Raw genomic sequence first — 17,200 nt, forward strand, 5'->3', positions numbered from 1 at the left:
TTCGCGGATGTCAGCGGATTTCCGTGGCGTCAAACAGCGCAACTCACCGGTTTATTTCGGCGGCGCAGATCCGACGGCCGCTGAGGTACAGGGGGCGGGTCTACGAGATCAAGGCAGACAGCAACAGCTGCAGACGCGCTTGAGATCAATGTGCCGCCGCGCCACGAGGGCAGTGCGCAGGCTGCGGTTGGCGGTCACGGCTGCCATTCTGCCATGGACTCGGAGGGGGGTTGCGAGCAGGTCATATTTTTTCTCACGCTGACCCAAACTACCGAGCGACCCTGGGCGTCCGGGCACACGGAGCCGGGAACTCCCTGGGAACGTGCTCGACCGCCGCGGCGCCGGTCTCGGCCGCTTGACCAGCCGTTATTCGCGCGCACCGGCGGCGCCGTGGGAGTATTTGGCATGCCACTTCGCGAGGCCCCGGCCGAGCTGCCCGCCCTGCGCCCGACCCCCGGGCGCCCGTTCGGGCTGTACGTTCACGTCCCGTTCTGCATCACCCGCTGCGGCTACTGCGACTTCAACACCTACACCCCGGCCGAACTGGGCGGGGTCAATCCCGACGCCTGGCTGGCGGCGCTCGGCACGGAGCTGGCGTTGGCGGCCGCCCGACTGGGCGGACCGACCGTCGACACCGTGTTCGTCGGCGGGGGAACGCCGTCGCTGCTGGGCGGCGCGCGCATGGCCACGCTGCTGGGCATGGTGCGCGACCAGTTCGCCCTGGCGCCCGGCGTCGAGGTCACCACCGAGGCCAACCCGGAGTCGGCCTGGCCGGACTTCTTCGCGGCCATCCGTGACGCCGGCTGCACGCGGGTGTCGCTGGGCATGCAGTCGGTGTCGCCGCGGGTGCTCGGGGTTCTCGAGCGGATTCACACCCCGAACCGGTCGGCGGACGCGGCCCGTGAGGCGCTGGCAGCCGGCTTCGAGCACGTCAGCCTCGATCTGATCTACGGAACCCCGGGCGAGTCCGACGACGACCTGCTGCGCTCGGTCGACACGGCCGTCGAGACCGGGGTCGACCACGTGTCCGCCTACGCCCTCGTCGTCGAGGACGGCACCGCGCTGGGCCGCCGGGTCAGGCGCGGGGAGCTGGCCGCCCCCGACGACGACGTGCTGGCCCACCGCTACGAACTGGTCGACGCCCGGCTGTCCTCGGCCGGGATGACCTGGTACGAGGTGTCCAACTGGAGCCGGCCCGGGGGAGAGTGCCGACACAACCTCGGCTACTGGGACGGCGGCCAGTGGTGGGGCGCCGGCCCCGGCGCGCACGGCCATGTCGGCGACACGCGGTGGTGGAATGTGAAGCACCCCAACGCCTATGCGACTGCGCTGGCCGACGGCGCGCTGCCGGTGTCAGGTTTCGAGCAGCTCGACGCCGACGCCCTGCACACCGAGGAGGTGCTGTTGAAAACCCGTCTGCGCCAAGGGCTTCCGCTCGACCGGCTGAACGCGGCCGAACGCCGACGCGCCGAAACCGTGGTGGCCGACGGGCTGCTCTCGCGCGAGGGTGACCGGCTGGTGCTCACCGACCGGGGCCGGCTGCTGGCCGACGCGGTGGTGCGGACCCTGCTGGACTAAGTGCCCGGGAACCAGTGCCCGACGAGGCGGACGATCTCGATATAGAGCGGGATGCCGATCGTGACGTTGTAGGAGAACGTCAAGCCCAGCGATGCGGCCAGCGGCAGCGTCGGGCTCGCCTCCGGGATCGCGAGGCGTTGCACCGCCGGCACCGCGATGTAGGACGCCGCACCGCACAGCACCGCGAACAGCACGTACGTGCCCGTCTTGAAGTCGCTGTGGGTGAGATAGGCATAGGTGTACGCGACGAAGATCCCCAGCGTCGCGAAGATGTTGGGCGCCAGCAGCCCGTAGACGATGAAGCCCGGGCCCGCCGCGCGGAGGTCCTTCAGCTTTCGGGCTGCCGTCATGCCCATCTCGAGCAGGAACAGGCACAGCACGCCCTGGAACGCCATGACGAAGAACTTGTCGTCGTCGGCGACGACCTTCTGCCCCTGCAGGCCGCTGACCAGGCCGATGACGATTCCGCCGAACAGCAGAACCAGCCCGGGGTTGAGGAAGACCTCTTGCAACAGGTCGCGGGAGAACAGCGGCATCCGCTTGCCCTTCGGGGGGCGCGGCGTTTGGTCGGGCTCCCAGTCGGGGCGGTCCAGCTCGTCCAGCGCGACCTCCAGCTCCTGCTCGAGGCTCTGCCCGTGTGGGGGCTGTGCCGCGGCGCCGGGTCCGACCCCGACCCGCGCCGGCGGCGTGTAGCCGGGCTCGTCGGGCATGTACCCCGCGCGGTCCAGCCCCCGATGCCGCAGCCGCGCCACCAGATACAGCGCGACCAGGCAGCCCGGAATCTCCATGACGGCCAGCATCACCGGCATGAAGGCATCGAACGTGATGTTGACGGCGGCCAGGACGGCCACGCAGGTGGCGAAGGTGCCCGCCGAGTCCGAGCCGTAGTAGCCGGCGACGGTCGCCCGATCGACCCTTCGCAGTGAAGTCAGCAGGTTCAGCAAGAGGTAGGCCAGGCCGCCGATGACGAAGTTCAGGACGAAGCCCAACACCATGAAGCCCACGATGGCCCCGACGCTGGAGGCGTTGACGTTGGCGAGTTCCTCGCCGCCGTGCCACCCGATGGCCAGCAGCAGATACATCGTCAGGCCCTGGTAGAGCACGTAGGGAAATTCGAACCGCACCTTCAGGGTCGGGATCAAAAACCCGAAGTAGAAAAACAGCAGCAGCGGCTTGAACAGGTTGTGGGTGAAGTTGTTCCAGAACTCGTGCAGCATGGGCGCCTCTCTGTTGAAGCGGTGATCCGGCTCCTGCCAGCCCGAGATCGTGCAGAAACGTAACTTGGGCGCCGGGCGTCCGCCACTCAGACACGCCCGGGAAAAGCCCCTGCTCAGCGTCGATGCGCCCGAGTGCGGAGTTTTGCTGTCGCCGGCGGGCGCAGCTTCGCTGGTCGAAGCGCCTCGCGGACACTAAGCGTGAATCGGCTGTGTCTTTTCTGGCGATTAACTGTGGGGATGACGGGAGTTTGACGCATGGGGAAATCAAGTATGGCCAGGGGGCGAACGTTCGGGTATTGGTGCGATCGATACCGATGACCAAGGGCACGAGGTGATTTCGCGGCGGGCCACCCGCGCGAGGGGCTCAACCGCACGCGCCGCGGTGCCCGTCCCTCCCGGCGCCGTGTGGTGAGTGGACCGCGCCACGGCTCTCGGAGCCGGGGCATTTGGCCGAAGACCAGTTGCCGTCCCCGGCGGGCGCGGGCCGGCGCGGGCAGAGTTTGCTATCGAGGGACGGAACCGGGGCCGTTAAGGTCTTGTTAAAGCTGCGCGGCGATTGTGTCGCGGGGGTGCTCGGTGGTTTGCTGCGGGCCCGGTGAATCACCTCGCGGAGCCCGGTTGCGCGAAATAACATAGGTTAGGCTACATTTACTAATCGTGACCGAGGTCAGCTTCGAGACGAGTCCCGTCGGCTCCACGTCACCATCGTTTCCCCTGCCTCCCAATCTTCACCCGGCCGACCTGGCCGCCGAGCTGGCCGCGGCGCTGCCCGAGCGACTCGGCGAGGAGTACCTGCTCTACGAGCACGACGGCCAATGGGTGCTGGCCAGCGGCGTGCAGGCGATGGTCGAGCTGGACAGCGACGAGCTGCGGGTCGTCCGCGACGGCGTCACACAGCGGCAACAATGGTCCGGCCGGCCGGGACCGGTCCTGGGCGAAGCCATCGACCGGCTGCTGCTGGAGACCGACCAGCTGTTCGGCTGGGTCGCCTTTGAATTCGGCGTCTACCGCTACGGGTTGCAAGAGCGGCTGGCGCCGCGGACACCGTTGGCGCGGATGTTCTGGCCCCGCACCCGCATCGTGGTAACCCCCGAGGCGGTTCGCCTCGACGGCGCCGACGCCGGGCATCTCGACGCGGTGCGCGAGCTGGTGGGCGACGGCCTGCGCGGCGTGCCGGATGCGCGCGCGGTCGACGTGACCGACGACCCGTCCGGCTACCGCGATCGGGTCGCGATTGCGGTGCGAGAGATCGCGTCGGGCCAATACCACAAGGTGATCCTGTCCCGTTGCGTCAAAGTCCCCTTCCCGGTGGACTTCCCGTCCACCTACCGGCTGGGCCGCCGGCACAACACCCCGGTGCGGTCGTTCCTGCTGCGGCTGGGCGGGATGCGCGCCGTGGGCTACAGCCCCGAACTCGTGGCGGCCGTGCACCGCGACGGCGCCGTGGTGACCGAGCCGCTGGCCGGCACGCGCGCCCTCGGTCGCGGTGCGGTGCGGGACCGCCAGGCCCGCGACGAACTGGAGTCGAACTCCAAAGAGATTGTCGAGCATGCGATTTCGGTGCGCAGTTCGCTGCAGGAGATGACCGAGATCGCCGAACCGGGCACCGCGGTCGTCGCCGACTTCATGACGGTGCGGGAACGGGGCAGCGTGCAGCACCTGGGCTCCACGGTCACCGGGCGGCTGGACCCGTCGAGCGACCGGATGGACGCGCTGGAAGCCCTCTTCCCGGCGGTCACGGCGTCGGGCATCCCGAAGGCCGCCGGCGTCGAGGCGATCCTGCGCCTCGACGAGAGCCCGCGCGGCCTGTATTCCGGTGCGGTCGTGATGGTTTCGGCGGACGGCGGCCTGGATGCGGCGCTGACCTTGCGCGCCGCCTACGAATGCGGCGAACAGACGTGGCTGCGCGCGGGCGCCGGCATCATCGAGGAGTCCGAATCCGAGCGCGAGTTCGAGGAGACCTGCGAGAAGCTGTCCACGCTCGCCCCGTACCTGATCGCGCGGCAGTAGCCTCCGGCCCGGCCGTCGGGGACTTTGTGCCCTAGTTGCGCCGTGCCCAGCGTGCCATCTTGGTGTTACTGGATGACACACATAGCTGGGAGGGTTCCGTGTCCGATGGCTTGACCAACCTGCAGCTACTGCGCGAGCTCGAGCCGGTGGTCGAGCGGCTGCTCAACCGCCACCTGTCGCTGTTCAAGGAATGGAACCCGCACGACTACGTGCCGTGGTCGGACGGCAAGAACTTCTACGCGCTCGACGGCCAGGACTGGGAGCCCGGGCAGAGCCGGCTCTCCGACGTGGCGCAGGTCGCGATGGTGCAAAACCTGTTGACCGAGGACAACTTGCCGTCGTATCACCGCGAGATCGCGATGAACTTCACCATGGACGGGCCCTGGGGACAGTGGGTGAACCGGTGGACCGCCGAGGAGAACAGGCACAGCACCGCGCTGCGCGATTACCTGGTGGTCACCCGCGCGGTCGACCCGGTCGAGTTGGAGAAGCTGCGCATGGAGCAAATGACCCGGGGATTCAGCCCGGGCCAGAATCATCAGGGCGACATGTTCGCTGAGAGCCTGTTCGACTCGGTCATGTACGTGTCGTTTCAGGAATTGGCCACCCGCGTCGCCCACCGCAACACCGGCAAGGCCGCCAACGACCCGATCGCCGAACAGCTGATGGCCCGGGTGTCACACGATGAGAACCTGCACATGATCTTCTATCGGGACGTCAGCGCCGCGGGCCTCGACATCGCGCCCGACCAGGCGATGCGCTCGGTGCACCGAATCCTGCGCAACTTCAAGATGCCGGGCTTCACGGTTCCCGAGTTCCGGCGCAAGGCCGTGATCATCGCGGTCGGCGGCGTGTACGACCCGCGCATCCATCTCGACGAGGTGGTCATGCCGGTGCTGCGGAAGTGGCGCATCTTCGAACGCGAGGACTTCACCGGCGAGGCCGCGCGGATGCGCGACGATCTCGCCGTGCTGATCAAGGAACTCGAGGCCGCCGGCGACAAATTCGACGAATCCAAGCAGCGTTACCTTGAGCGCGAGGCCCGCAAGGCCGAGAAGATCACCGCGGACAAGGTGCTGAAAACCCAAGGGACGCTGACGCTCAGCGGCCGGTAGCGCTCACTTGACCTGCCGCAACTGCGGCTCGCTTTCGGTGGTCTGGTGCAGGTAGTCGGCCAGGATGCGGCTGACCAGGGACTCGATGCTCGATTCGATCGACGACGCCAGGGTGGCGGTGACCGTCGCCACGGCCTGGGTGCGGAACCGCACCAACATGGTGATCAGCTCGGCGATCTCGGCGTCCGGCGGCAGCGGCTCGCCCGGCTTGATGCGGTCGATGACATGTTCGGCCCCGGCGCGCACCAGCAGGTCGCTGATCTTGTCGATCTCGGGCACGATCTGCTCGTGCAGGTCGATGAGTTTGTCCAATTCGACACCGTAGCCGCGGATTTCGTTGAACGCCTCGATGAGCTTGGGCCGGGTGACGGTGGCCCGCGCGCCGTCGACACGGATCACCTGCAGCGCGACCAGCCGCTCGAAGGCGCGCGGGTCGTCGACGAGCCGCTGGGCGTCGGCGAGCGGCATCGTCTCCGGCTTCTCGGTGGTCCAGGTGCCCACGATGGCCGTCTCCAGCCCCAGCACGTCGCCGAGGTTCTTGCCTTCCTCCCAGGCGCTGAGCATTTCCCGCACGTGGGCGATGTTGTACCCGCGGTCGAGCATCGACGTGATCAGCCGCAGCCGGGTCAGGTGGGTGTCGTTGAACAGCGCGATGCGGCCGACGCGCCGCGGCGGCGGCAGCAACCCACGGTCGCGGTAGACCCGGATGTTGCGGGTGGTGGTGCCGGCCAGCCGGGCCAGGTCGTCGATGCGGTACTCGCCCGAGGCCGCGAGACCCTGCGGGTGGCGCGCCGCCGCGTCGAAAAGCTGTGCCACCGCGGTCTCGATGAAGTCGCGCGATTGGCGCCGCACGCGCTTGGGTGCGCGCCGCACGTTGTGCAGCACGCTGGCGATGGTGCCGGGTTCAGGCGGACGAGACGGCATACGACTGGGCGTGGCGGGCCACCGCCTGGTAGTCCTCGAACCGGAAATCCCTCATCTGGCGAAGATACTGCGTCGCAAACCCGGGGTACATGGACCCGTTGTACCCGTCCTTGGTGAGATACCAACTGCGGCAACCCGACATCCAGGTGGTCTTGGTGAGCCGACGCTGGATGTGTTCGTTGTGGCGGCGTTGGACGCCCTCGCGAACATCGAGATAGCGCAGGTCGTTGCCGAGGATGGTGGTGATGGCGCGCACGGCATAGTCGAGCTGGCCCTCGATGTAGACGAGCAGCGAGTTGTGGCCGGGCCCGGAGTTGGGACCGGTCATGAAGAACAGGTTGGGGTAGCCGTGGGCGTTGATGCTCTTGTAGGCCTGCGCGCCGCCGGCCCATTCGGCGGCCAGCGAGCGGCCACCGAGCCCGGTGACTTCGAACGGCGGCCCGGTCAGGTGCACGTCGTAGCCGGTGGCGAACACGATGGCGTCGAGATGGTGCTCGATGCCGTCGCTGGTGCGGATGCCCGCCGGGCTCAGCGTCGCGATCGGCCAGTCGATGAGCTTGCAGTTGTCGCGCTGCAGCGCGGGATAGTAGTCGCTGGACACCAGCATGCGCTTGCACCCCGGCCTGAAGTCCGGCGTCAGCTGGCGCCGCAGCCACGGGTCTTTGACCTGTGCGCGCAGGTGCGCCCGCCCCAGCCGGGCGACCAACGACGTCAGCGGGGTGTCCCACACCAGTGCCGTGGCGCTGGCCTCGTGGCCCCAGAACAGCGCCTGGCGCGCAAGCTGTTGGGCGGCGGGGACTTTCGCGAACAGGGCCTGCACCGCCGGAGGCGTGGCGGTGTCCAGGCGCGGCAGCACCCAGCACGGCGTGCGCTGGAACACCTTGACGAACCCGGCCCGCTTGACCAGTTCGGGGATGATCTGGATGGCGCTGGCGCCGGTGCCGATGACGGCGACGCGCTTGCCGGTGAGGTCGTAGTCGTGGTCCCAGCGGGCGCTGTGGATCTTGTGTCCCGCATAGCTGTCCAGCCCGCGGATGTCGGGGAAGCTGACGTCGGACAGCGGGCCGGAGGCCAGCACGACGGTGCGGGCACGAAACTTCTTGCGGTTCTTGGTCGTCGCGGTCCACACGCCGGCGTCCTCGTCGAACGTCAGGTCCTTGACCTCATGCCCGAACCGGATGTCGCGGCGGAGGTCGAACCGGGTGGCCATGTCCTCGAGGTGGCGGCAGATCTCCGGGGCCGGCGAGTAGGTGCGCGACCACCTCGGGTTCTTGACGAACGAGTACGAGTACAGCAGCGAGGGCACGTCGCAGCTGGCCCCCGGATACGTGGTGTCGCGCCAGGTCCCACCGACCCGGTCGGAGCGCTCCAGCACCACGATGTCGTCAACTCCGGCGTCGCGCAACCGGATTGCCGCCCCGAGACCGGTGAAGCCCGCCCCGACGATTAGCGCCGCGTGGGTGTGCCCGCTGGCCATGGTCACGCCGCCGGCTTGTAGGTGAGCTCTTTGAACCAGCTGGGCACCGGCTTGAGCAGCGGCCTGGGGTAGCGCTCCGACAGCCACACCATCGAGTTGGCCAGCAGCTGATACGGGTGATGGGGATTGACCACCATGGCGGCGTGCCGCTTGAGAAGCTGATACGCGGGCACCCGCCGGGTGCGTTCCCCCCGTTCGCCGAGTTGCTTGAACCGCCTGACGGAGTTGTAGAGCAGCTCGGCGTCCATGCCCATGCCGGCCATCTCGTTGCGCACCCGGGTCAGCAGCGGGATGTACATCAGGGAGCCGATGATCACGCCCGGCGAGGCGATGGTGGTGACGAATTCGATGGCCAGCCGGCGCGCCCGGGCGTGGCCGATCATGTTCAGCACCTCGAAATCGACGGCGATATGGCGTGATTCGTCGTTGTTGATCTTTTCGAACACCTGGTGGCACACCGGATCCTCCACGGAGTCCAGCAGGAACTTCAGCAACGCGCCGTCGAGGGCGACCTCGAGCATCGGGATGACGGTGCCCAGCACCGACAGCGGCATGTCGTCGGAGTAGGTGTCGAGCCAGTCGATGGCCAGCCGGATGTTGACGTTCGGCTTGGGGAGCTCACCGTCGTCGAGCATGCCCCACCGCTTCATCAGCGCCATCTCGGCGTTGGCGTGGCGTTGCTCCTCGGCGTGGAAATACCGGTAGATCTCGGCCAGCGTGGGGTCGGGCGCCTTCTTGGCCAGCGCGGCGAAGCCGCGGGCTCCGACGTTTTCGATCCAGCACAAATCGGCCATGAACGCCTTGAGCTTCGGCCGGAACTCGGGCCGGATCGTGTCGGCGCCCGGGGCGTCCCAGTCGATGTCGGCGAGCGCCCATTGGCGATCCTTGATCTTGGCGAGCATGGCTTCCATGTCGATGGCCATCGCGGGCCCCCTTTCGGTGGGTTGATCAGGGCAGGTTGATCCGGGAGACCAGGCCGGCCGCACGTGTATAGGTTTGCGGGGCAAGGCGTTTGATGTTCCAGCCGATTTTGGCGTCGAGCTGCGGCATGCAGTACAGATCGCCGCGGTCGTGGGCGTCCAGGCACACCCGGGCCACCTTCTCGGGTGAGAATCCGGCAAAGCGCATCAATTTGGCGGCCAGCTCGCTGGATTCGGTTGTGATGCGGCCGGATTCGACTCCTGACTCGACGATGTTGGTCCTGACGAAGGTCGGGCACAGGACGGTGACGTTGATTCCGGTCCCGGACAATTCGGCGGCCAGCGTCTCCGACAGGGACACCACGCCGGCCTTGCTGACGTTGTAGGCGGACATGCCCGGCGCCGCGCCGAATGCCGCCGCGGACGCGACGTTGATGATGCCCCTCGGCGCGGGTCCGGCCTCGCGCAGGATCGGGGCGAACACGTGGCAGCCGTGGATGGGCCCCCACAGGTTGACGCCCAGCGTCGCGACCCAGTCCTCCAGCGGCACCTCGCCGATGGCCTCGCCGCCGGCGCCGACGCCGGCGTTGTTGATCACCAGCGTGGGCGGCCCTTGAAACCACTCTTGTGCCCGCGCGGCGAGCGCACTCACGTCGTCGAATCGGGCGACGTCGCAACGCATCGCGGTTGCCTTGGCGGCGATTTCGGTGATCGCGTCGACGGTGCGCTGGGCGGCGGTTTCGTCGATGTCGCTGCACACCACCGCGCCGCCGCGGCAGGCGAGTTCTAGCGCGAACGCGGCCCCGATGCCGCTGCCGGCGCCGGTCACCACCGCGGACGCGCCACGGCTGGGTTTGGACCTGTTGAGGAGTCTGTCCAACATGTCAGTGGGCCTCCTTGGTCAGGACGCGCACACCCTGCAGCGCGTGCGTGACGAACCGCGCGACGTAGGCCATCGCCTTGGCCGCCTCGGGCGTCATCCGCGGCAACGCCTGGAAGACGTGCACCTGGTGCGGCCAGATCTGCAATTCGCATCTGCCCCCGGCGGTTCGGACGTCGGCGGCGAGTTGGCGCGCGTCTTCCTGCAGCATCTCGGCGCCGCCGGCCTGGATGAGGGTCGGCGGAAGCCGTTGCCCGCCCGCGACGTTCAGCTTCAGGCGCTCGTGGGTCGGTTCGACGCCGGCGTGATACAGGCTGACCAGTCGGATGGCATCGGCGGCCCGGATCGCGGGGTCGCGACGTATCCGTTCGCGCGCTTGGCACAGGGCGAACGAAAGGTCGTACAGCGGGGAGAACAGCACCAGCGCGGCGGGCTGTTGCGCGGCGACCTCCGGTTGCAGCAACATGTCGACGGTCAGATGGCCACCGGCCGAATCCCCGGCAATCACAGTCTGCTTCGGCGACACACCGCAGGTGTCCACCAGCCAGTCCCAGCCCGCGCGCACGTCGTCGGCGGCGGTGGGAAAGCGATGGCGCGGTGCCAGCCGGTAGTCGATCGAGAACACCGGCAGGCCGGTCAGCGACGACAGCCAGGAGGTCAGCCGGCGATGGGTTTTCGCCGAACACACGGCGTAGCCGCTGCCGTGTACGTAGTAGATGACGCCGGCGCCGGTAGACGATTTCGGGGTCTCGCTGGTGGGGGTGCGCGGCCCGTAGACCCATTCGCCCTTGACGCGGCGCCCGTCGGACAGTTTGGTGTCGACCTGCTCGACGCGGGTGCCCGCCAGCGACGGGCCGAACGTGGCCATGATCCGCGCGATGATCTGGCGCGACAGCCAGATTCCCCACGCCCGCTCGGGCGGTATCACGCCGCTGATCGGCCGCAGCGTGAACGCACTGACCGCTGCCGCGCCGCGGGAGCGCAGTGACCCCCGGGCCGGAACGACGCCCGTCATGCCATGAAGTCAATATCAAATGGTGACATTCGTCAATGGCAGTTTTGGCCGGCTTGCGCCGCGCTGAAAGCCCGACTGCCAGTTCTCGAATGAGATGTGACTGTCTCAATCAATCTGCGTGTCATCCGATGTCGGTCATGACATGAATATCTGACTGGCCTCAGACGGCACAGCCGTCTCCTTCGCGACAACCTCGACCCGAGGTCAGGGCATCATGTGGATGCTATCATGATAGCATCGCTGCCATGGCGCAGATCCTTATTCGTCAACTTGAGGACGACACCAAGGCCAAATTGCAGCGGCTGGCCCGTCAACACGGTCGTAGCACCGAGGAGGAGGTGCGCGAGATTTTGCGAAACGCAGTGCGGAGCGTCGATGCCCCGGCTGGGCGACTAGGGTCTCGCATCGCGGCACGCTTCAAAGGAGTGGGCCTGACCCAGGACATCCCCGAACTACGCGGACATCCCGTCCAACCGGCTCAGTTCGACGAATCATGATCGTGCTCGACACCAATGTGCTCTCCGCCTTGATGCGTGACACACCCGATCCGGCCGTCGTGCAGTGGCTCGACCAACAGCCCACCGAATCGATCTGGACAACATCGGTCACAGTATTCGAGATACGCACGGGTATTGAGCTTTTGACGCCCAGCCGCCGACGTAAGCGTCTCGACGAAACCTTTTCTCAACTCCTCGCCGAAGACCTCGACGGCAGGGTGCAACCCTTCGACCTGACCGCTGCGGTCGCCGCGGGGAACATCGCCGCCAGCCGACAACGAGCCGGCCGTGCGGTGGAGATTCGTGACGTGCAGATCGCCGGCATCGCCGCGTCCCGGCACGCAACTGTGGCTACCCGCAATATTCGCCACTACGACGACGCCGGCGTTGAATTAGTCAACCCCTGGGACTGATTGCCCCAGATGCGCGACGTGAAGTGACGATACGTCGATCCGCGCAACGACGGGGTTCGCCGCGAACACCGCGGCGATCGCGGGATGACGCTTGGTCACTCGAACGCGATGACGCCGCGGATGTTCTTGCCGGCGCGCAGGTCTTTCATGGCCTCGTTGATGTCGTCGAGCTTGTACTTCTGCGTGACCAACTCGTCGAGCTTGATCAGGCCGGCCTCGTACATCGACAGCAGCTTCGGCATCGCCTCGCGCGGGTTCATCTCGCCGTAGAGCACGCCTTTGAACGTCTTGCACGAGCTGACCATGTCGGTGAGGACCATCGGCACCATCAGGTCGGTGATCTTGGGCATCCCGGTCAGCACGCACGTTCCGCCCTTGCGCACCAACATCATCGCCATCATGATCATGTCCGCGGGCACGACCCCGGGGGTGAGCACGACCCGGTCGGCCATCACGCCCCAGGTGATCTCCTTGACCAGCTCCAGCGCCGCACCCGCGTCGATGGCCGTATGGGTGGCGCCGAACGTCGGCGCGACCTCGCGCTTGAACTCGTTGGGGTCGACCGCGACGATGTGCTTGGCGCCCGCGACCTTCGCGCCCTGCACGGCGTTCATGCCGATCCCGCCGACTCCGATCACGACGACGGTATCGCCCACTTCGGTACCCGCGGCGACCGAGCCGGAGCCGAATCCCGTTGTCACACCGCAGGACACCAGCGAGGCGGCCTCCAGGGGGATCCAGTCGTGGACTTTGACGAGCGAGCGCTCGGAGGCCACCACGTACTCGGAGAAGGTTCCGACCTGCATCATCGCCATCAGGTCCTCGCCGCCGAGGTGGCGACGACGGGTGCCGTCGGTGGTCATCGCCTTGCTGTAGATGTCGGCGCCCACGTCGCACAGGTAGGTGTAGCCGGTGGCACACCACCGGCAGCTACCACAGGCGGGAAAGAACGAGATCGCCACGTGGTCACCGGGCGTCAGCGTCTTCACCTCGGGACCGACCGCTTCGACGACCCCGGAACCTTCGTGCCCGCCGAGCATCGGGAACCATTCGGGCACCGGGAGCCCGGACGCCCGCATCATCTCTTCCATCTCGGCGGTCGGCACGCTGTCACCGGTGTAGAAGTGCTCGTCGGAGTGACAGATCCCGGCGTAGGCCATTTTGACCAGCACTTCGCCCGCGTGCGGCGGGTCGAGCTCCACTTCGGTGACTTCCCAGTCCACACCGACACCGCGCAACACCGCTGCTTTGCACTTCATTCGTGTGCCTTTCCCTCACCGGCGAGCTGCATCTTGTGGCGACCCGATTCCTTGTCGAACTCGGTTTGACCTCCTTCCGGGTATGCGGCGCCGAGGCGGGCGAGTTGTTGGGGCGCCGAACCGAGGGAGAGCTCGATCTGCTTGGCCCACAGGAAATACCGATGCAACGGGTAGGTGATGTCGATGCCGATGCCGCCGTGGACCTGTTGGGCTGAGGCGGCCACCCGGGCTCCGGCTTCGGCCGCCCAGAACTTGGCGATGGCGGCCTCGCGGGCCGCGGGCCGGCCCTCGGCTATCAGCCACGCCGCGTGCCAGGTGGTCCAGCGGATCGCCTCGACGTCGATGAATGCGTCGGCCAGCCGCTGCTGCACGGCCTGGAACGAGCCGATCGGTCGGCCGAACTGTTCGCGTTCGCTGGTGTAAGACGCGGCGAGCTTCAGTGCGCGTTCGGCCACCCCGACCTGCATCGCGCACAGCCCGACGAGTGCCCTCGTGTACGACGAACCCACCGCGTCCGCGCCGCCCAGCCGCTGTCCCACGGCGCCGGAGAGCTCGATGTCGGCGTAGGGCTCGCCGTTCGTGGTGCTCGCCGGCGTGACCGCTACGCCCTCGGTTGCGGTGTCGACGACGAACAACGCAGGGCCGTCGTCAGCCTGTGCCGAAACGACGACGGCGTCGGCCAGCTGTGCCGCCGGCACGAGTTCCTTGCTGCCGGTGAGGGTCCACGTGTCGCCGTCGGCCCGCGCGGTGGTGCGCGGAGCGGCCGGATCGGAATTTCCCGGTTCGGCGAGCGCACCGGTCAGGATCGCGCTGCCGTCCACCACCTTCGGCAGGTACCGCTGCTGGATGGCCGAGTCGCCGTGCCGCGCAATGGTATCCGCGCCGAGGAGCAGCGTCGCATAGACGGGAACCGGCGCGACGCTCCGGCCGACCTCGGCGAGCAGCACGCCGAGTTCTAGGAAACCGGCGCCGGTTCCGCCGACGGACTCGGGCAGCGCGATGCCCAGCAAATCCGACGATGCCAGCTCGGCCCACAGCGCCGGATCATGGCGTGGCCCAACCGATTCCAGGGCGGTGAGGTGTTCGGCGGTGGCGCGGTGCTCGAAGAGCTGGCGGGCCACCTTGCCGACGGTCTCTTCTGCTTCGGTGAAGGAAAAGTCCATGCTCGCGTGACACCTCGTCAGTCAGCGCGTGAGCCGGAACTGGTGCGGCACCAACTCGTCGCCGCCCGGGATTGCCCCGAACTGCTGTCCGGTGCTGGTGGGTTTGCCGATGAGCGCATCGAGACGCTCGCGCACTTCGTCTTTCGTTGTCCCGGTCACGAGTTGGAGCTTCCTTTCCCGGATGCGCCGGCCCGCATGTCGCGGGGTGCGCGCGGCATCCCGAGGCCGGCCATGGCGATGATGTCGCGTTGCAGCTCGTTGGCCCCGCCGCCGAAGGTGTTGATGACCGCCAGGCGGTAGGCGCTCTCCAACTCGCCCTTGAGCGGGGCCGCCGAGTCCTTGCGCATGCCGGCCTGCCCGACGACTTCGAGCAGTTCGCGGGCGACCTGTTGGGTGAGCTCGGTCCCGAATACCTTTGCCGCCGAGGCCTCGCCCATCCCGAGCGCACCCGAGCTCATCGTCGCGTTGACGCGCAGGTTCAGCAGTCGGTAGGCGGCGACCTGTGCTTCCACCCGGGCCAGCGCCTGTTGCACCCAGGGCTGATCGATGGCCCTGCCGTCGTCGAGCGGTGTGGTGGCCGCCCAGTTGAGCGTCTTGTGAAAGAGCGGCTCCAGCGCACCGAGATTGCCCAGGGCGGCGCGTTCCAGGTTGAGCTGGTTCGTCACGAGCGTCCAGCCCTGGTTCTCGCCGAGCACGATTGCGCTCTCGGGCACCCGGACGTCGTCGTAGAAGGTGTAGTACGTGGACACCCCGGGCATGGTGGGCAGCGGCTTCCAGGAGAACCCCGGCGAGTCCGTCGGCACGATGAACACGGTGATGCCCTTGTGTTTCTTGACGGTCGGATCGGTGCGCGCCGCCAGCCAGACGTAATCGGCGAACTCGGCGCCGCTGGTGAACATCTTCGAACCGTTGATGACGAACTCGTCGCCGTCGCGCACCGCCGTGGTACGCAGCGACGCGAGGTCGCTGCCGGCGCCGGGCTCCGAGTATCCGATCGCGAAATCCACTGTGCCCTTGAGGATTGCGGGCAGGAACTTCGCCTTCTGCTCCTCGGTGCCGTACTGGATGAGCGTGGGGCCCACCGTGTTCAGGGTGACAAAGGGCAACGGCGCGCTCACCCGGCGCGCTTCCTCGGAGAAGATGTACTGCTCCAGCGCGCTCAGCCCCCCACCGCCGTATTCCACCGGCCAGGCGACGCCGAGCAGCCCGGCCTCGCCGAGCGCGCGCCGGCACTCGGTCATCGCGGCGCCACCCTCCATCAGGCCGGCGACGGCGGCGCGGCGCTCCGGGGTCATCACCGCCTCGAGGCGGGCCCGGTAGTCCTTTCGCAGCTGCTCCTGTTCGGGCGTGTAGTCGAAGTCCATCAGTCGCCCGCTCCAAGCCGGATCGGCATGCGCTTCACACCGGGCACCATGGTGGCGCGAAGCCGCGTCACGTCGCCGGTGAGCTCGATCGAGGGAAAGCTGCCCAGCAGCACCTCGAACATCACCCGGGCCTCCAGGCGGGCGAGTTGTGCGCCGAGGCAGGCGTGCTCGCCGGCCCCGAAGGCGATGTGCGGGTTGGGGTTACGGGTGATGTCGAACTCTTCACAGGTGGACCCGAAGATCTCCTCGTCGCGGTTCGCGGCACCGTAGAGCATGACCACGGTGTCGCCGGCCTTGATCCGCTGGCCGCGGATCTCGACGTCCTGGGTGGCGCAGCGGGACATGTGCGTGACCGGGCTGGTGAACCGCAGCATCTCCTCGACCGCGCTGGGCAGCAGCGACGGGTTGGAGCGCAGCAGCGCGAACTGGTCGGGATGATCGATCAGCGCCAGCGTGCCCAGGGCGATGAGGTTGCGGGTGGTTTCGTTGCCCGCGACCAACAACAGGAACGAGAAGTTGAGCAGGTCGGCGTCGGTGAGACGCTCACCGTCGACCTCCGCGGCGGCCAGGATGCTCAGCAGGTCATCCTGCCCGCTGACCTCGCCGGAACGCCGCGCCGCGATGAGCTTGGTGAAGTATTCGTAGAGCTCACCCAGCGCGACCATCGGGTCCAATTCGATGTCCGGATCGGCAGTGCCCACCGCCGCGTCCGACCAGGCGCGGAATTGTTCCCAGTCTTCCGGTGGGGCGCCGAGCATCTCGGCGATCATCCGGGTGGGAAGGGGAGCGGCGATCTCCTCCGCGAACTCGTACTCCCGCGACGGGTCGACGCCATCCACGATGCCCTTCACGATCTGGCGCACCTTGGGCTCGAGCAACTGCACCTGGCGGCGGGTGAAGCCGGAGTTGATGAGCTTGCGGAGCTGCCGGTGACGCGGCGGATCGGTGAAGATCAGGTTTCCCTCCTGGACCGGCTCGGGCTGAGCGGGATCCGGGATCGAAATGCCCTTCGTCGACGAGAAGGCCAACGGGTGGCCCGAAACATACCGGACGTCCTCGTACTTCAGCAGCGCCCAGAAATTCGTGACGTCGTTCCACACGACGGGCGTCGTGTTGCGAAGCTCCCGGTAGGCCGGATAGGGATCGCCCGAGTAGAAGTCCGGTGAGTGCAGGGGAACCGTGGTGGTGGGCACCGCATGCCTTCCTGGGCGGATTAGAGCATGGTCAGACAGATTACACAAAAATGTCCGCTTCCCAGGTGTCTACCGCAGACTTGGCGCACCTGTCAATGACGGCGTATTTGACCCGTAACCCCGGCTAATTCCCCGTTGACGACGTCACGGCCGCCGGTGTACACACAGTTGGACT

Annotated in this window: 17 protein-coding genes; 5 read left to right on the forward strand and 12 right to left on the reverse strand. The window is 67.4% G+C overall.

The window, feature by feature from the left end; translation table 11 throughout:
* Positions 1-108: 108 nt before the first annotated feature.
* Positions 109-207 (reverse strand): Ms4527A family Cys-rich leader peptide, encoded by a 99-nt coding sequence (locus AC5Y4Z_RS06270; RefSeq protein WP_499961536.1) that lies wholly within the window; start codon positions 205-207, stop codon positions 109-111.
* Between the two features lie 198 nt (positions 208-405).
* On the opposite strand from AC5Y4Z_RS06270, the gene hemW reads away from it, so the two are divergent.
* A complete protein-coding gene (hemW, locus tag AC5Y4Z_RS06275) occupies positions 406-1,578 on the forward strand; it encodes a radical SAM family heme chaperone HemW (RefSeq protein WP_499961540.1) in 1,173 nt (390 codons plus the stop codon).
* Here the strand turns inward: hemW and AC5Y4Z_RS06280 are convergent.
* Positions 1,575-2,795 (reverse strand): sodium-dependent bicarbonate transport family permease, encoded by a 1,221-nt coding sequence (locus tag AC5Y4Z_RS06280; protein WP_499961543.1) that lies wholly within the window; start codon positions 2,793-2,795, stop codon positions 1,575-1,577. The genes hemW and AC5Y4Z_RS06280 overlap by 4 nt on opposite strands.
* 657 nt (positions 2,796-3,452) lie before the next feature.
* On the opposite strand from AC5Y4Z_RS06280, the gene AC5Y4Z_RS06285 reads away from it, so the two are divergent.
* A complete protein-coding gene (locus tag AC5Y4Z_RS06285) occupies positions 3,453-4,805 on the forward strand; it encodes a salicylate synthase (protein WP_499961547.1) in 1,353 nt (450 codons plus the stop codon).
* Positions 4,806-4,903: 98 nt separating this feature from the next.
* Positions 4,904-5,920 (forward strand): acyl-ACP desaturase, encoded by a 1,017-nt coding sequence (locus AC5Y4Z_RS06290; protein WP_499961550.1) that lies wholly within the window; start codon positions 4,904-4,906, stop codon positions 5,918-5,920.
* Positions 5,921-5,923: 3 nt separating this feature from the next.
* Here the strand turns inward: AC5Y4Z_RS06290 and AC5Y4Z_RS06295 are convergent, their stop codons facing one another.
* Genes AC5Y4Z_RS06295 through AC5Y4Z_RS06315 form a run of 5 tightly spaced genes read right to left on the reverse strand, consistent with a single transcriptional unit; the run spans position 5,924 to position 11,136 of the window.
* Complete coding sequence (locus tag AC5Y4Z_RS06295; protein WP_499961553.1) at positions 5,924-6,844, reverse strand: MerR family transcriptional regulator; 921 nt, start codon at positions 6,842-6,844, stop codon at positions 5,924-5,926.
* On the reverse strand, positions 6,825-8,327 hold the full coding sequence (locus tag AC5Y4Z_RS06300) for a flavin-containing monooxygenase (protein WP_499961555.1): 1,503 nt from the start codon (positions 8,325-8,327) through the stop codon (positions 6,825-6,827). The genes AC5Y4Z_RS06295 and AC5Y4Z_RS06300 overlap by 20 nt, the downstream gene beginning before the upstream one ends.
* Entirely contained in the window at positions 8,324-9,244 is a 921-nt protein-coding gene (locus tag AC5Y4Z_RS06305; RefSeq protein WP_499961558.1) for a ferritin-like domain-containing protein, read from the reverse strand. The genes AC5Y4Z_RS06300 and AC5Y4Z_RS06305 overlap by 4 nt, the downstream gene beginning before the upstream one ends.
* Before the next feature lie 25 nt (positions 9,245-9,269).
* Positions 9,270-10,124 carry an SDR family NAD(P)-dependent oxidoreductase gene (locus AC5Y4Z_RS06310; RefSeq protein ID WP_499961560.1) on the reverse strand — a complete coding sequence of 285 codons (855 nt, stop codon included), beginning with the start codon at positions 10,122-10,124 and terminating at the stop codon, positions 9,270-9,272.
* 1 nt (position 10,125) lies between these two features.
* On the reverse strand, positions 10,126-11,136 hold the full coding sequence (locus AC5Y4Z_RS06315; protein ID WP_499961561.1) for an alpha/beta hydrolase: 1,011 nt from the start codon (positions 11,134-11,136) through the stop codon (positions 10,126-10,128).
* A gap of 245 nt (positions 11,137-11,381) precedes the next feature.
* Between AC5Y4Z_RS06315 and AC5Y4Z_RS06320 the strand changes: the two genes are divergently transcribed.
* Together AC5Y4Z_RS06320 and AC5Y4Z_RS06325 are read left to right on the forward strand one after the other, a co-directional pair.
* Positions 11,382-11,633: a FitA-like ribbon-helix-helix domain-containing protein gene (locus tag AC5Y4Z_RS06320; protein ID WP_499961564.1), complete on the forward strand. Its 252-nt coding sequence runs from the start codon at positions 11,382-11,384 to the stop codon at positions 11,631-11,633.
* Positions 11,630-12,046, forward strand: a complete 417-nt coding sequence (locus AC5Y4Z_RS06325) for a type II toxin-antitoxin system VapC family toxin (protein WP_499961567.1) — start codon at positions 11,630-11,632, stop codon at positions 12,044-12,046. The genes AC5Y4Z_RS06320 and AC5Y4Z_RS06325 overlap by 4 nt, the downstream gene beginning before the upstream one ends.
* A gap of 95 nt (positions 12,047-12,141) precedes the next feature.
* Here the strand turns inward: AC5Y4Z_RS06325 and AC5Y4Z_RS06330 are convergent, their stop codons facing one another.
* From AC5Y4Z_RS06330 to AC5Y4Z_RS06350, 5 genes are read right to left on the reverse strand one after another with little or no spacing between them, the layout of a single operon-like run.
* Positions 12,142-13,305, reverse strand: coding sequence for an NDMA-dependent alcohol dehydrogenase (locus tag AC5Y4Z_RS06330; protein WP_499961569.1), 1,164 nt, complete (start codon positions 13,303-13,305; stop codon positions 12,142-12,144).
* Entirely contained in the window at positions 13,302-14,468 is a 1,167-nt protein-coding gene (locus tag AC5Y4Z_RS06335; protein WP_499961571.1) for an acyl-CoA dehydrogenase family protein, read from the reverse strand. Before AC5Y4Z_RS06335 ends, AC5Y4Z_RS06330 begins: the two co-directional genes overlap by 4 nt.
* 21 nt (positions 14,469-14,489) lie before the next feature.
* Positions 14,490-14,627, reverse strand: coding sequence for a hypothetical protein (locus tag AC5Y4Z_RS06340; protein ID WP_499961575.1), 138 nt, complete (start codon positions 14,625-14,627; stop codon positions 14,490-14,492).
* Positions 14,624-15,832 (reverse strand): acyl-CoA dehydrogenase family protein, encoded by a 1,209-nt coding sequence (locus tag AC5Y4Z_RS06345; RefSeq protein ID WP_499961578.1) that lies wholly within the window; start codon positions 15,830-15,832, stop codon positions 14,624-14,626. The genes AC5Y4Z_RS06340 and AC5Y4Z_RS06345 overlap by 4 nt, the downstream gene beginning before the upstream one ends.
* Entirely contained in the window at positions 15,832-17,004 is a 1,173-nt protein-coding gene (locus AC5Y4Z_RS06350) for a cytochrome P450 (RefSeq protein WP_499961873.1), read from the reverse strand. The genes AC5Y4Z_RS06345 and AC5Y4Z_RS06350 overlap by 1 nt, the downstream gene beginning before the upstream one ends.
* Positions 17,005-17,200 lie beyond the last annotated feature (196 nt).

The organism is Mycobacterium sp. NGS63 (genome assembly GCF_059812295.1).